This window comes from Kribbella sp. NPDC026596 (genome assembly GCF_040638415.1).
GTDB lineage: Bacteria > Actinomycetota > Actinomycetes > Propionibacteriales > Kribbellaceae > Kribbella.
On record NZ_JBEZYF010000056.1, the window covers coordinates 1 to 14,501 of the forward strand.

The following is a 14,501-nucleotide window of genomic DNA, read 5'->3' on the forward strand; positions in this document are numbered from 1 at the left end:
GGAGCGCCTCGCTCGCGGCGCCGATCCTGTCCATCTCCGCGATCGCGGGTTCGATGGTGCTCAGTCTCAGCTTCGCCGCCGACAGCGCCGCCGCCACGATCCGTGACGCGGTCCGCGCGCCGATCGTGGTCACCGGAGCCCCTGATCTCTCAGCGATCCCCGGTGTGGGGGTTGTGGATGCCGGACTGCCGATCCAACTGGTCCGGATCGATCGAGACGACGCCCAGCTCGAGGACGCCGAGGGCATCGACCCGGCGATCGCCGCCCGGACCCGCGACCTCACCACGCTGTCCGGCGACCTCGGCCGGCTGACCGGCAATTCTGTTGCCATCAGCAAGGAGATGTCCGGTCTCGAGCACTACCGGGTCGGCGACGAGATCCCGGTGACATTCCTCGACCGGACCGCGGCCAAGCTCCGGGTGGTCGCGATCGTCAAGGACGCATTCGGCGTGAATCCGTCGCTCCTGCTCCCGCTTCCCCTCGTCCGCGAGCATGCTCCGAAGGCCGAGCCCGAGCGGCTCTTCGTCTTGCCGACGGAAGGGGTCGCCGCGACCGAGCTCCTGGCCCGGCTCCCCCAGGCACAGCCGGCGACCGACTGGGAGAACGAGCAGGCCGAAGGTGTCCGCAAGGGGAACCAGTTCGGGCTGATCCTGCTGCTCGGCCCGGCTGCGCTCTACAGCGCGATCGCCATCGCGAACACGCTTCTGATGGGCAGTCTGCAGCGGCGGCACGAGTTCGTCACCTCACGGTTGCTCGGCGCGACGCCGGCCCAGATCCGCCGGATGGTGCTGTGGGAGTCCTCACTGGTGGGAGCCGTCGCACTCACGCTCGGTACGGCGATCACGGTGACGGTCGGGATCCTGATCCGGCATGCGCTGACGGCGGGGGTGGCCGACGTACCGGTGACCGTGCCGTGGGCGATCCTGCTGGGGATCGCGGGAATCTGTCTGCTCCTGGCGGTAGGGTCCGCTCTGGCCCCGACGACGTACATCCTGCGCCGGTCGCAGCCGTCCGCAGCGGTGGAATAGACCGGTATCGGGCGGATCGACGGTCGCAAGGGTGGGTCGTGGCCGGGAAATTGCCGTTCACCAGGGACAATGGGCACGGCGCCGGACCGTCGCGGCGCCGTACCGGTTTGATCGAGGAGTTCGTAGACCCGCATGGCACGCCGTACCAGCACCACCGCCGAGCCCGAGGACTTCGAGGAGCACATCCTCGACGTCGATGTCTCCGACGAGATGCGCACCAGCTACCTGGAGTACGCCTACTCGGTGATCTACTCCCGGGCGCTGCCGGACGCGCGGGACGGGCTGAAACCGGTCCAGCGGCGGATCCTGTTCTCGATGGCGGAGAACAACATCCGCCCCGACCGCGGGCACGTGAAGTCGGCCCGCGTCGTCGGTGAGGTCATGGGTAAGTACCACCCGCACGGCGACGGTGCGATCTACGACGCCCTGGTCCGGACCGCACAGCCGTGGTCGATGCGGGTCCCGCTGATCGACGGGCACGGGAACTTCGGCTCCCTCGACGACGGCCCCGCCGCGATGCGGTACACCGAGTGCCGGATGGCGCCGCCCGCGGTGGCGATGACCCACGGCCTGGACGAGAACGTCGTCGACTTCCGGCCGAACTACGACGGCCAGGAGGAAGAGCCGTCCGTGCTGCCGGCCGCCTTCCCGAACCTGGTGGTCAACGGCGCCACCGGGATCGCGGTCGGGATGGCCACCAACATGGCCCCGCATAACCTGGTCGAGGTGATCCAGGCGCTGCGGCACCTGATCAAGACCCCGGGCGCCGATCTGGACGACCTGATGCGGTTCATCCCCGGCCCGGACCTGCCGACCGGCGGCAAGATCGTCGGCCTGGAAGGCATCAAGGACGCGTACGCGACCGGCCGGGGCAGCTTCAAGATGCGCTCCACCGCCCGGATCGAGAACGTCACCCCGCGACGCAAGGGCATCGTGGTCACCGAGCTGCCGTACGCGGTCGGCCCGGAGAAGGTGATCGAGAAGATCAAGACCCTGGTCCAGGCCAAGAAGCTGCAGGGCATCGCCGACGTCAAGGACCTGACCGACCGTACGCACGGCACCCAGCTGGTGATCGAGGTCAAGAACGGTTTCGTCCCCGAGGCCCTGCTGGAGCAGCTGTACAAGCTGACCCCGCTCGAGGACTCGTTCCACGTCAACAACGTCTGCCTGGTCGACGGCCAGCCGCGCACCCTCGGCCTGAAGGAACTCCTCGAGGTCTACCTCGGCCATCGGTACGACGTGACGCGCCGGCGCAGCGAGTTCCGCCGGAAGAAGGCGCAGGACCGGCTGCACATCGTCGACGGCCTGCTGATCGCGATCCTGGACATCGACGAGGTCATCCAGATCATCCGGTCCAGCGACGACGCGGCCGCCGCCCGGACCAGGTTGATGGACATCTACGACCTGACCGAGGTGCAGACCAACTACATCCTCGACATGCCGCTGCGCCGGCTGACCAAGTTCTCCAAGCTCGAACTGGAGACCGAGAAGGGCGAGCTCGAGCGCGAGATCGAGCGGCTGACCGCGATCCTCGAGGACGAGGCCCTGCTGAAGAAGACGGTCTCCGACGAGCTGGCCGAGGTCGCCAAGACCTACGGCACGCCGCGGCGGACCGTGCTGCTGGAGTCGTCCGGCGCGACCAAGACCGCGGCCGTGCCGCTCGAGGTCAGCGACGACCCGTGCTGGATCCTGATGAGCTCGACCGGTCTACTCGCTCGGACGAACGGTGTGGAGCCGTTCGGCACTGGCGACACCCGGGCCAAGCACGATGCGATCGTCTCGGCGGTGAAGAGCACGGCGCGTGGTCAGTACGGTCTGATCACCAGTGCCGGTCGCTTGATCCGGCTCGAGTCACTCGACCTGCCCGCCGTGCCGACGACCGCGCATGCGCCGAACCTGCAGGGTGGCGCGCCGGTGGCGGAGTTCGTGTCGCTGGAGCCTGGTGAGAAGGCGCTCGCGCTGACCACGATGGACCCTGACTCGGTCGGGGTCGCACTCGGTACGACGGGTGGTGTGGTGAAGCGGGTCGTGCCGGACCACCTGAGCAACCGGGACTCGTGGGAGATCATCCGGCTGAACGACGGCGACGAGGTGATCGGTGCGGTCGAGCTGACCACGGGTGAAGAGGCGCTGTGCTTCATCACCTCGGACGCGCAGCTGCTGCACTTCTCGGCCTCGGCGGTGCGGCCGCAGGGTCGGACCGCGGGCGGTATGGCGGGTGTTCGGCTGGCCGCGAAGGCGAAGGTCGTGTTCTTCGGTGCCGTCGACACCAACCGCGAGGCACAGGTCGTCACGATCGCCGGCTCGTCGTCGGCGCTCCCGGGGACCGAGGTCGGCGCGGTGAAGGTGACGCCGTTCTCCGAGTACCCGGGCAAGGGTCGTGGCACCGGCGGTGTGCGGTGCCAGCGGCTGCTGAAGGGTGAGGACGGGTTGCTGCTGGCGTTCGCCGGTTCGGCGCCGGTTCGAGCCAGTGCGAGCAGCGGTGCTCCGGTCGAGTTGCCGCCGATCGACCCGCGGCGCGACGGTTCCGGCGTACCGGTGGCTCAGCCCATCGCCGCGTGCGCTCCCGATCTGGCAGGCTGACCCCCGTGAAGAGACTGCTCGCGCTCGGCGCGGTCCTGGTGCTGGCGCTTGCGGGCTGCAGCGACAAGAAGGATTCCGGTGGCAGCGACGGCGGTCAGTCGGGTGACGACGCTGCCGCGCTGCTGACGGCGGCGAAGAAGTCCATCGACGACGCGGCCAGCGTGCACATCGTGCTGGCCGGGCGGGACCTGCCGGACAACGCGCAGACCCTGGCGAGTGGTGACGGCGTCGCGACGCACGCGCCGGCGTTCAAGGGCAAGCTGACCGTGCGCTCGGGCGGCTCGCCCATCGATGCCGATGTGGTGGCGGTCGGGAGCAAGGTCTACGCCAAGCTGCCGTTCACGCCGGGCTTCATCGAGCTGCCGCCATCGCAGCTGGCCGGCCTCGGCGCGCCCGACCCGGCGATCCTGCTCGACCCGGCGAAGGGTCTCACCGCGGTGCTGCCGACGGTGAAGGACCCGAAGGTCAAGGGCGAGAGCCGTGAGGGTGCGAAGGTCCTCACCGAGATCACCGGCACCGTCCAAGGCAAGTCGCTACAGGGCATCTTCCCGAAGGCGCCCGCCGACCAGGACTTCCCGAGCACGTTCAAGATCGACAAGGACACCAAGCAGCTGGTCTCCGCGACCATCACCGGCCCCTTCTACGCCGGCGCGACCAGCAGCTACGACATCACTCTCGACAAGTACGGCGAGAAGGTCGAGATCACCAAGCCGTGAGCGAGGACTCGCCCGTCGGCCGCGCAGTGCCGGTGAGCAGCCCGAGGACCCGGCTTACGCTCGCCTCGATCGCCGTCGCGTTCGCGGCCGCGGATACCTACGTCGTCGTGCTGGCGCTACCCGACATGATGGCCGGGGTCGGGCTGTCGGCGGATGAACTGCAGCGGGCGGCACCGATCATCTCGGGGTTCCTGCTCGGATACATCGCGGTGCTGCCGCTCATCGGGCGGATCGCGGACGTGGTCGGGCGGACGCCGGTGCTCGTGGGCGCGCTGGTGCTGTTTGCGGTCGGGTCGCTGATCACAGCCGGCGCGTACGACCTTCCGCTGGTGGTAACCGGTCGGTTTCTTCAGGGTGTCGGCGGCGGTGGACTGGTGCCGGCGACCCTGGCGCTGGTGGCTGACCTGTGGCCGGCTGATCGGCGAGGGTTGCCACTCGGTGTCGTCGGTGCGGTCCAGGAGCTCGGCTCAGTACTGGGGCCGTTGCTCGGCGCGCTGGTGCTCGCGGTCGCCGACTGGCGGTACATCTTCTGGCTCAACCTCGTCGTGGCAGTCGTGCTCGCGGTGTTGCTGCGGGGCTTGAAGCTGCCACCTTGGTCCGCGGTCGTCGGGGTGCTGGCGTGCGTCGCGCTCGGGCTCACTCTCACCGCACCCGAGCGACTGGCGACCGGTGTCACGCTCGGCCTGCCCTTCGTGCCGTTCACCGGTTCGTCCCGGCTGCTCACGCCGATCGGAGTCGCCACGCTCGTACTGGCGCTCCTCTGGCTCGGCCTGGTGCTGTGGCGGAGTCGTGGTCACCTGGCAGACGTCTTGTCGCGGGTCGATCTCGTCGGGGCTGTCCTGCTGGCTCTCGCCCTCGCAGGCGTCGTACTCGCGTTCGCCACCGCGGATCCCGAGCGTGAGTTGATGGCGCCGGCCGGTCCGTGGTTGCTGGTCGCCGCTGCTGGCTTCGCGATCGCGTTCGCGGTGTGGCAACGCCGTACGACGCGAGCGATCGTGCCGCGTGGACTCTTAGGTGCGCGGCCGGCTTGGGGCTCGCTGGTTGTCAGCTTCCTCGTCGGGTGTGCGCTGATCGCCGCGCTGGTCGACGTACCCGTGTTCGCTCGTACGACACAGGGCGGCGGGCAGTTGGCCGCAGCGCTCGTACTGCTGCGGTTCCTGATCGCGCTCCCGGTCGGTGCGGTCGTCGGCGGCTGGCTGACCCGACGCTACGGCCTCGGCCTGATCACGGGCGCCGGCCTCGCGTTGTCCGGCGCGATGTTCGTGCTGATGGCGTTCTGGAGTCGTACGGCGCTCGACCACTGGCCTGCCACCGTCGTACTCCTGCTGTGTGGCTTCGGCTTCGGCCTCGCCCTGTCACCCGTCAACACCGCCATGCTCGGCGCAACGCCGGCCGACAGCCACGGCTTGGTCAGTGCACTGGTCGTGGTCGCGCGGATGGTCGGCATGCTGGTCGGCGTCTCCGCCCTCACCGCCATCGGACTCCGCCGGTACTTCGCACTCGCCGACGACATCCCATCCCCGAACGAGCTGTGCCCGTCCTCCCCCGGCAACTGCCGCCCGTTCGTCGACGCCCTCCGCGACGCCGCCGTTTCACAAGTTCACGCAATCTTCGCCGGCGCCGCCATCTCCGCCTTCCTGGCCGCCACCCTCGCCGTCCTACTCCTCGGCCGACGTGGTGTTGTGCACAGTTGATGATCATCATGCGGGAACCTGTCTCATCTCGCGTACCGTGATGCTGTGACCCGACCTCCCGACGCCACCGGCCGCGCTGGCCTGTGCTCGACGTTCTGCCGGGAGTTGCGTGAGCCGCTTCCTGGTACGGCGGTCGTGGCCGCGGGATGGGTGGTCGTCGAGCAGCCCGGCCCGTGGGGTGCGAAGGCGCCGACGCAGAGCCACCTGGACCCGGAGTTCGGCGGTGACTTCGACGACGCGTGCAAGAAGGTCGACGTGCGCTTCGGACTGATCCGCTCCCCCGGTCGGCACTCGGACGCGACCGAGAGGTCACACCAGGTCTTCGTCGCATCGACCGCGCCAGGGCGGACGTGGCTGCTCGGCGGCTGTGTCGGTGATCCCACCGAGCTGGATCAACTCGACCTCGACGCGGTGGCTCGCGGTGACCTGGGCTCGGTGACGGCATCGCTACCTGCCCTCGCTCCGGTCGAGGGTCCTCTGGTGCTGGTCTGCACCAACGGCAAGCGGGACGAGTGTTGCGCGCTGCTCGGGCGGCCGCTCGTCTCAGCCCTGGCCAAGATCGCGCCGTGCCGGGTGTGGGAGGCGAACCACCTCGGCGGTCACCGGTTCGCGCCGACCGCGACCTTCCTGCCGGCCGGCACCATGCACGGCCACCTCACCCCCGAGAGCGCCGCCACCGTCCTCGACGCGGCTGCTCGCGGCGAGACGGTGCTCACCGGCTTGCGCGGCCGGTCGACCTGGACCAAACGCGGTCAGGCCGCGGAGATCGCCGTACGCCGCCTGACCGGAGAACTAGCGCTGGATGCCCTCACCGTCGCGGGCGAAGACCTCGAATCCGTGACGGTGTGGCACCGCGACGGCCGGTTCTGGACCGTGCCGGTGACCAGCGCACCCGCCGATCCACCTCGTCCGGAGTCCTGCGGAAAGGAGCCGTTCGCGATGTCGATCCTGCAAGTCGGAACCCCTGTGCCAGGTGAGGCCCGATGACCCCCGGGTTCGAGGACCTGCTGGCCGCCAACGCGGAGTACGCCGCCGACTTCCATTACGGCGGTTTCGACGGCATCGCGCACGCCGGCGTCGGTGTGGTCACCTGTATGGACTCCCGGATCCCACCGCTGGAGATGCTCGGGCTGAAGCCGGGCGACGCGAAGGTGCTGCGCAGCGCCGGCGGCCGGGTCACCGAGGTGACGATGACCGGTCTGGTGCTCGGCGTGCAACTGCTCGGCGTGCGCCGGGTCATGATCATCCCGCACACCCGCTGCGCGATGGCCGCAATGTCCGAGGACGCTCTGCGTGCCAAGGTCGAGCTGGCCGCCGGCAAGCCGGCCGGCTACCTCCCGATCCACGTCATCCCCGATCAGCTCGAGGCACTGCGCCGTGACGTCGCCGCGGTCCGCGAACACCCGCTGATCGGCGAGGACATCCTCGTCGGCGGCTTCATGTACGACGTGGACAACGGCCACCTGAGCCAGATCGACTGACGCCCGAGGAGACCAGCCAGTGACGGGTGGCCCGCTCGCCACGCCTGCCCTGCGGACGTTGCCGTTGGGAACCTTGCGACCAACCGGTTGGTTGCTCGAGCGGCTGCGCCTGCAGGCCGACGGGATGGCCGGGCATCTGGACGAGTTCTGGCCGGACGTCGCGCGAAGTGGCTGGATCGGTGGTGACGCCGAGGGCTGGGAGCGCGGACCGTACTGGCTCGACGGCATCACCGGGATCGCCTACCTGCTCGACGACGATCGGCTGAAGGCGAAGGTCCGGCGCTGGGTGGACCACATCCTCGATCACCAGCACCCGAACGGCTGGTTCGGGCCGCGCGCGGGCGAGGCGACGTACGCCGATCACGACGTGTGGCCGCGGGTCATCGTCTTGAAGGCGTTGCTGCAGCACCTCGACGCGACGGGTGACGAGCGGGTGGTTCCGGCGGCCCTGAGGTTCCTGCGGTTGCTCGACGGCATGCTCGACGAGTGGCCGCTGCTGGAGTGGGCGCGGTCGCGATGGACCGATGTGGTCTGGGTGATCAACCAGGTGCACGATCTCACCTGCGAGGACTGGCTGCTGCCGCTGGCGGCCAAGTGCAAGGAGCAGGGCTTCCACTGGATCGAGTACGCGCCTCCCCCGGAAAGGGTGCCGCAGGCAACCTTGCTCGCGGCTCAGGAGCGGCACGGCGGCAACTGGATGAACGACGACTACCTGTCGTCGCACGTCGTCAACGTCGCGATGGGCCTCAAGGCGATGCCGGTCTGGTGGCGTCACGACGCATCCGCCGATCAGCAGCCGCGCCTGCTCCGGCTGATGGCGGACCTGGACGAGTACCACGGGCAGGCCACCGGCGTCTTCAGCGGCGACGAACACCTGGGCGGCCGCCACCCCAGCCAGGGCATCGCCCGGCATCCGATCACCGACAACCCGTTCGCACCGACCACAGCGCCCCTCGGTGTGCAGGTCCGCGGGCGCCGCATCCCCTGGCCCCTGGAACACGGCGCCGCGGCTGCACCTCCGTCCGGAGTTGCCTCAGCCGACGCACCGCTCGAAGACCTGACCCTGATCCCTTACGGCTGCACGAAGCTCCGCGTCACCGAACTCCCCCGGACCACCGGCTAACGCTCGTCGACCACCTCGATCTCGTCGACGGCCGACGTACCTTCGCGGACCAGGGCGAAGGCGGCCTTGGTCTCGGCCAGGGTCGGGGCGAGCTCGCGAGCTGCTTTCAGGTCGTCGGCCGACTCCCAGCGCCAGACGCCGACCCACTGATCCTCGAGGCGTCCCAGGCGAGCCTCGGTCAGGCCCGGGATGGTGGCGCGGACCGCGTCCACGAGGTCGTTGTGCCGGGTGCGGATGTCAGCGGCGTCGTCGGTGGTGGCTTCGAAGCGGGTGATCGCGATGAGCGACATGACTAAACTCTTTCTCTAGAGTTGGCTTATAGTGAACGAATCTAGAGATAGACTCTAGTCATGACTGTTGTCAAGCGACCTAATCGCCGGGCGGAGAAGGCCCAGGAGACCCGGCGGCGGATCATCGAGGCCGCGGCCGACCTGTTCGTTGCCGACGGGTACGGCGCGACCAACCTGCAGGATGTGGCCGACCGGGCCGGCGTCGCCGTACAGACGATCTACTTCGTCTTCGGCAACAAACGCGTGCTCCTGAAGGAGCTGGTCGACGTCACGATCGCCGGCGACAGCGAGCCGATCGCCACCATGGACCGCCCGTGGTTCACCGACGCGCTGGCCGCGCCCACGACCCAGAGCATGCTGACCGCATACGTCCCGGGGTCGAGCGCCGTACTCGCTCGCGTCTCACCGATCCTGCGCGTCCTCGAAGCCGCCGTCGCGAACGATCCCGAGGTCGCCGCCCTCTGGCCTCAGGACGAGGACCTCCGGTACGTCGTCCAACGCGCAGCCGCTGACGCCCTCGTCACCAAGCCCGGCGCCCGCAAAGAGGTCACCACCGACGAAGCCGCGGACGTCCTTTACGCCATCCTCAGCCCCGAGCTCTATCTCCTCCTCACCCGCGACCGCGCCTGGCCCCACGACCGCTGGGTCGACTGGGCAACCTCAACCCTCCACAGCCAGCTCTGCGCGCCAGGCGTTTAGCTGACGGTCACCTTGCCGGTGTCGAGTTCGTAGTAGGCGGCGACGAATTTGAGTCTGCCGGACTTCTCCAGCGGGCCGACCACTGGCGACTGGCGGAGTTTGGCGAGGACCATGTCGACGTTGGCCTGGATGGCATTGGTGAGCAGGTCGCCTGGCTTGCCGGCGACCTGGCGGACCGCCGGAGCGAGCGTGTCGACAAGGTAGCCGATCGCGCCGGCCTTGGAGGTTCGGTGGGTGGCGTCGAGCGCCTTGATCGTGGCGTCGAGGGCACCGCAGCGCTGGTGCCCGAGAACCATCAGGAGTGGCGTGTGCAGCTCGGCGACCCCGAACTCCACGCTCCCCGTCACCGAGTGGTCGAGGGCTTCACCAGCACTCCGTACGACGACCAGATCGCCGAGGCCCTGGTCGAAGACGAGCTCGATCGGGACGCGCGAATCAACACATCCGAGGATCGTCGCGAACGGGTGCTGCCCCTTGCTCACCGCGATCCGCCGGGCGATGCCCTCGTCGAGCTCCTCGTCCCGCTCCGCGACGAACCGCGCATTGCCCTCCATCAACCGCACCAACGCTTGATTGCCATCGACAACCAAAGGCGCCGGCACAGCTGGGTCCGGCGGTTTCGTACCGCCCGCGGGCCGGCCGGACGTCGTACCTGACGTGGTGCTGTCGGCGCATCCGGCGAGGGCTCCGGCGGCGAGAGCGGCGGCAGTCAGGAACCGCCGGCGGGATGGAGTGCTCACGGGTACTCCTCACAGAAAGGCGGCGTGGGCGATCACCGCCTGTCGAGGGTATCTTATTGCATACTGTCTGCAGTACGCCAGGTTGTTCGGAGTCTCTTAACCCGGACCGGGAAATCTGATAGACACCCCGTTTGACGTCCTCCCCGCCTTCGAGGACGGGGATTCCAATCACTACACGGAGGTAGCGAGTTGAGGTTCACGCTTCAACGAGATCCGTGTTGGCGTCTCTCGGCGTGCACTGACGGCCCGTCCGGCCGCGATATTCACCGCCGCGTTCACATCCGCATGCGCCTGATGCCCGCAGGCTCTGCACCGGAATACCGCTTGGCTCTCACGGTTCTCCGGTGCGCGATGCCCACAGACGCTACAGGTTTGCGACGTGTACGCAGCCTTCACCTTCTCCACACGTCCAGCAGCCTTGTCCTCCAGACGACACACCAAAGCACCCCAGCCGTTGGCCAGAATGCCGCGGTTCAGACCGGCCTTGGCACGGCGCCGGTTCGACATGTACCTGCCTGGCCGTTGGGGATCTGGCTTCGGCTTCGGACGGCTGATCATCTGGGTGATGCGCAAGTCTTCCACCCGGATGACATCGAACCGTCGCGCAAGATCGGTGCTGATCTTCTCCACCCAATCCTTACGGCGGTCGCCGGCACCCGCATGCAACTTGGCGATCGCGGCCTTCACTCGCTCCCGCCGATTGGAGCCACGACAGCACCGGGCGAGGCGGCATTGCAAGTACTTGAGCCGTGCCTGTTCGGTCTCCGACAGCCTCGGAGAGGTCAGAAGCTGTCCGGTGGACAGGGCGGCCGAGACGGTGACGCCACGGTCGACACCGACGACCTCACCGGTACCAGGTGCGGGTATCGGTCGGGGGATGACAGCGAACGCTATGTGCCAGCGGCCGGCTCGGTCACGGGTAACCCTGTACGACTTCGCGTTGGGGATGGCACGGGACAGGCGCAGACGCACCCAGCCGACTTTCGGGACGTTGACTGCCGCCCACTTCCGATTCACCGCGACCGTCCGGGACGCCTGGGGCCCGACAATCCGGAACCCTTCGTGCAGCCCAGCTCTGCGCCACCTCGGCCGCTGGTGAGTACCTGCGTAAAAGCTTCTCACGGCCTGGTCGTAGTCTCGTAGGGCCTGCTGCTGGACGGTCTGCGAGCCTGCGCGCAGCCAGCCGAACGCGTGTCGTGCCTCGGTCAGTTGCCGCGACTGCTCTACATACCCGGGCGTCGGGCCCTTGTCGCGGGTCCACATTGCCCACTGCTCAAGCGCCAGATTCCACACGTACCGGGCGTGCCTGCACTGTTCCAGCAATGCAACGTGCTGCGCGGGAGTCGGGTACATCCGGAAGCGGGACATAAGATCCATCCAATCAGTCGGGACCGACAGTCCCCGATCCCCGAAGGGAGGCGGTCGCGGCTTCTCTCCGCCCTGCGAAGCGGGATTCTCCGCGACCAACCCGTATGAGACTCCGCCCCAGCTCGTTCTCACGTTCACTGCTCGTCGGCGCGATCGCCCTCACCACGGTTTTGTCCGGCGCTCCGTCGGTCCAGGCGACCACCATCACCGGCTGCCTCGACGAGTCCGTCACCGGGACGGTCGAGGAGCAACGTCTCGACAACGGCGTCGCCGGCGGGCCGTCGGTCCCGGCCGAGATCCTCCGCCGCTCCGGCTTCGACCGCCAAGTGGCGCTCTTCAACCGCCTGCTCTGCTCGGTCCCCAACCCGGACGCGGCCGCGGCTCTCGTCGGCACGCAAGGCCAGGCCCTCTGGCGCACGGCGATTCACCGCGCCCAGCACACGCCCGTCGGAGCCGACGCCCTCCCCGCCACCGACGACCGCGGCCTGTACTGGGCGCGCCTCTCCATGGCCCTGGCGCTGCGGCAGTGGCAGCCCGGCTTCGGCCTCGGTACGACGGAACGCGCCGACTTGATCCGATCTCTCGAGTACACCTCTCGCGGCATCACGAGCAGCCGGTTCGCGCCCGGCGTACGGAAGATCCTGGTCACCGGGTTCGACCCGTTCACGCTCGACGCGGACATCCGGATCGGCAACCCGTCCGGAGCGAACGCACTCACCCTGGACGGACAGCGCTGGACGATCAACGGCAAGACCTACGAGATCCAGACCGTCATGTTCCCGGTCCGCTACACCGACTTCGACGAGAACATGGTCGAGAACGCGCTGGCGCCGCACTACCGTCCCGGCCCGCAGCGGGCGGACCTGGTGATGACGGCGAGCCAAGGCCGTGTGGGGATCTTCGACCTCGAGGTGTTCAACGGCCGGCGTCGTTCGGTCAGCTCGATCGGTGACAACAACAACATCTGGGGCGGCGGCACGATCTCAGCACCCGTCGTCTCCCCCAGCATGCCGGCCGGACCGGAGTGGATCACCTCGAGCCTCCCGCTGGCCCGGATGGCCCAGGCTGACGTCACGCCGTTCCGGACCCGCGTCAACACCTCGGTGCTCGAAATCCCGGCCGGCCAGACCCAGCCGGTCCGCCAGCCGAACGGCCCGACCCCAGGCTCGATCGCCTCGGAGGGCACCGGCGGCGGTTACCTCTCCAACGAAGTTGCCTACCGCAACACCCTGCAGCGCGATCTCCTCGACCCGTCGATGCCGGCCGGTCACCTGCACGTCCCGGTGCTGTCCTTCGACCCCGCCAACAAGACCGCCATCACCGACCCGACCTATGAAGCCAACCGCGAAGCCATCGTGAGCGGAACCCACGCGGTCCTCCGAGCGGCGCTCGGGTAGTACAGAAAACTGATCATCACTACGTATGGCGTGCTCAGTTTTCTGATCACGCCATACGTAGTGATGGCCACTCAAAGATCCAGTACGTCGGACGTTGGGACGGGCTGGCCGGTGGTGAAGGACTGGTTGGCCGCCAGGCCCGTGACCAGCGCCAGGGCGGCCTGCCGGGCGTCGGCAACGTCCGCGTCCTCGGTCGGGTCGTCATCCAGAAGAGCCGCGAGAACTCGGGCGTCGGCACCGCCGTGACCCGCATGGTCGTGAGGGACGGTGTGATCGATCGGCGGTGACCAGAGCGGCCTGAGGGTGATGCTGGTTCGACCTGCCGTTGGTGCGGCGAGGTCGCCGTGGACCGCTCCCCTGGCCGACTCGACCCGCTGGTTCGGCATCGTCCATGTCGACTCTTCGACATTCAGCTCCAGCCGGCCACGCGAGCCGTTGAACATGACGCGATAGCCCTCGGCCGGTGAGTAGGTGGTGAGGTGATAGGTCATCGTTGCCCCGGAGTCGTACGACACCAGGACCGCCATGTCGTCCTCGATCGATACGCCCGGCGCGAAGACGTTGCGATCGCGGTGATAGCCGTCCTCGGCTTCGGCGTCCAGATAGAGCTCGCGCAAGGTGGCGTTGTCGGCAAGGTGGAGCGCGAACGGATCATCCAGCGCGGCCGAGGATCCATGGACTCTCGAGTAATCCCGCGCGTACCCGTGCCGCTGGTCAGGACCGTAGAACGCCAACTGGCCTTGGGCGTAGACGATGCGTGGCTCCGCGGCGAGCCACCAGTTCACCAGGTCGAAGTGGTGGCTCGCCTTGTGGACCATCAGGCCACCTGAGTTCGCCTTGTCGCGGTGCCACCGCCGGAAGTAGTCGGCGCCGTGCGACACGTCGAGCATCCACTCGAAGTGCACCGAGTGCACGTCCCCGATCGCGCCCTCGGCCAACAGCTCACGCACGCGGCGATGCACCGGATTGAAGCGGTAGTTGTACGCCACGGCCAGCTCGCCGCCGGTCTCCCGGACGGTGTTCAGGATGCTCTGCGCCTTGGTCGCGTCGGTCGTCATCGGCTTCTCGCTGATGACCCGTACGCCGGCCCGCAACGCCTCCTCGATATAACGGTCGTGAGTCGCGTCGACGCTCGTCACGACGAGCAGCTCGATCCGCTCGACCCGCAGCATCTCGTCGAACCGCGCCGGCGGCCACTGATGCGCAGTACGACGACCTGCCGCGAGCAGCATGCGGTTGTGGAAGGCCATCCGGACCGAGTTCGGGTCGCACAACGCGACGACCTCGTACCCGTCCCGCTTGGCCAGGCCTTCGGTGAAGAGCTGGGCGCGGTTGCCGGTGCCGACGATCGCGGTCCGTACGGGTGTTGGCATTCAGGACCT

Annotated in this window: 13 protein-coding genes; 9 read left to right on the forward strand and 4 right to left on the reverse strand. The window is 68.3% G+C overall.

Annotated features, from left to right (window positions below):
• From AB0E63_RS34055 to AB0E63_RS34085, 7 genes are all read left to right on the forward strand, one after another.
• Positions 1-1,028: ABC transporter permease (locus AB0E63_RS34055; protein ID WP_360375323.1), on the forward strand; the 1,028-nt coding region annotated here is incomplete at its 5' end.
• A 132-nt stretch (positions 1,029-1,160) separates the two neighbouring features.
• Complete coding sequence (locus tag AB0E63_RS34060; RefSeq protein WP_360375325.1) at positions 1,161-3,611, forward strand: DNA topoisomerase IV subunit A; 2,451 nt, start codon at positions 1,161-1,163, stop codon at positions 3,609-3,611.
• 5 nt (positions 3,612-3,616) lie between these two features.
• Positions 3,617-4,327, forward strand: coding sequence for an LppX_LprAFG lipoprotein (locus tag AB0E63_RS34065; protein WP_360375327.1), 711 nt, complete (start codon positions 3,617-3,619; stop codon positions 4,325-4,327).
• A 32-nt stretch (positions 4,328-4,359) separates the two neighbouring features.
• Positions 4,360-6,021 carry an MFS transporter gene (locus AB0E63_RS34070; protein ID WP_360375329.1) on the forward strand — a complete coding sequence of 554 codons (1,662 nt, stop codon included), beginning with the start codon at positions 4,360-4,362 and terminating at the stop codon, positions 6,019-6,021.
• Positions 6,022-6,066: 45 nt separating this feature from the next.
• Positions 6,067-7,008, forward strand: a complete 942-nt coding sequence (locus tag AB0E63_RS34075) for a sucrase ferredoxin (RefSeq protein ID WP_360375331.1) — start codon at positions 6,067-6,069, stop codon at positions 7,006-7,008.
• A complete protein-coding gene (locus AB0E63_RS34080) occupies positions 7,005-7,502 on the forward strand; it encodes a carbonic anhydrase (protein WP_360375333.1) in 498 nt (165 codons plus the stop codon). Before AB0E63_RS34075 ends, AB0E63_RS34080 begins: the two co-directional genes overlap by 4 nt.
• 19 nt (positions 7,503-7,521) lie before the next feature.
• A complete protein-coding gene (locus AB0E63_RS34085; RefSeq protein ID WP_360375335.1) occupies positions 7,522-8,625 on the forward strand; it encodes a hypothetical protein in 1,104 nt (367 codons plus the stop codon).
• Here AB0E63_RS34085 and AB0E63_RS34090 read toward each other — a convergent pair.
• Complete coding sequence (locus tag AB0E63_RS34090; protein ID WP_360375337.1) at positions 8,622-8,915, reverse strand: antibiotic biosynthesis monooxygenase; 294 nt, start codon at positions 8,913-8,915, stop codon at positions 8,622-8,624. The two genes, AB0E63_RS34085 and AB0E63_RS34090, sit on opposite strands and share 4 nt — an antisense overlap.
• Positions 8,916-8,975: 60 nt before the next feature.
• On the opposite strand from AB0E63_RS34090, the gene AB0E63_RS34095 reads away from it, so the two are divergent.
• Complete coding sequence (locus tag AB0E63_RS34095) at positions 8,976-9,614, forward strand: helix-turn-helix domain-containing protein (protein WP_360375339.1); 639 nt, start codon at positions 8,976-8,978, stop codon at positions 9,612-9,614.
• Here the strand turns inward: AB0E63_RS34095 and AB0E63_RS34100 are convergent.
• Both AB0E63_RS34100 and AB0E63_RS34105 read right to left on the reverse strand, forming a co-directional pair.
• The gene (locus AB0E63_RS34100) at positions 9,611-10,354 is read right to left on the reverse strand and encodes a carbonic anhydrase (protein ID WP_360375341.1); all 744 of its coding nucleotides are present in this window, start codon (positions 10,352-10,354) and stop codon (positions 9,611-9,613) included. The two genes, AB0E63_RS34095 and AB0E63_RS34100, sit on opposite strands and share 4 nt — an antisense overlap.
• A 171-nt stretch (positions 10,355-10,525) precedes the next feature.
• Complete coding sequence (locus tag AB0E63_RS34105) at positions 10,526-11,731, reverse strand: transposase (protein WP_360375343.1); 1,206 nt, start codon at positions 11,729-11,731, stop codon at positions 10,526-10,528.
• A gap of 95 nt (positions 11,732-11,826) precedes the next feature.
• On the opposite strand from AB0E63_RS34105, the gene AB0E63_RS34110 reads away from it, so the two are divergent.
• The gene (locus AB0E63_RS34110) at positions 11,827-13,119 is read left to right on the forward strand and encodes a hypothetical protein (RefSeq protein WP_360375345.1); all 1,293 of its coding nucleotides are present in this window, start codon (positions 11,827-11,829) and stop codon (positions 13,117-13,119) included.
• 71 nt (positions 13,120-13,190) lie between these two features.
• Here the strand turns inward: AB0E63_RS34110 and AB0E63_RS34115 are convergent, their stop codons facing one another.
• A complete protein-coding gene (locus AB0E63_RS34115) occupies positions 13,191-14,492 on the reverse strand; it encodes a Gfo/Idh/MocA family oxidoreductase (protein WP_360375347.1) in 1,302 nt (433 codons plus the stop codon).
• Positions 14,493-14,501 lie beyond the last annotated feature (9 nt).

Coding starts and splice junctions, on each gene's coding strand:
- AB0E63_RS34105 (WP_360375343.1), bottom strand. CDS start 11,731: ATGGATCTTATGTCCCGCTTCCGGATGTACCCGACTCCCGCGCAGCAC.
- AB0E63_RS34095 (WP_360375339.1), top strand. CDS start 8,976: ATGACTGTTGTCAAGCGACCTAATCGCCGGGCGGAGAAGGCCCAGGAG.
- AB0E63_RS34060 (WP_360375325.1), top strand. CDS start 1,161: ATGGCACGCCGTACCAGCACCACCGCCGAGCCCGAGGACTTCGAGGAG.
- AB0E63_RS34115 (WP_360375347.1), bottom strand. CDS start 14,492: ATGCCAACACCCGTACGGACCGCGATCGTCGGCACCGGCAACCGCGCC.
- AB0E63_RS34110 (WP_360375345.1), top strand. CDS start 11,827: ATGAGACTCCGCCCCAGCTCGTTCTCACGTTCACTGCTCGTCGGCGCG.
- AB0E63_RS34090 (WP_360375337.1), bottom strand. CDS start 8,915: ATGTCGCTCATCGCGATCACCCGCTTCGAAGCCACCACCGACGACGCC.
- AB0E63_RS34080 (WP_360375333.1), top strand. CDS start 7,005: ATGACCCCCGGGTTCGAGGACCTGCTGGCCGCCAACGCGGAGTACGCC.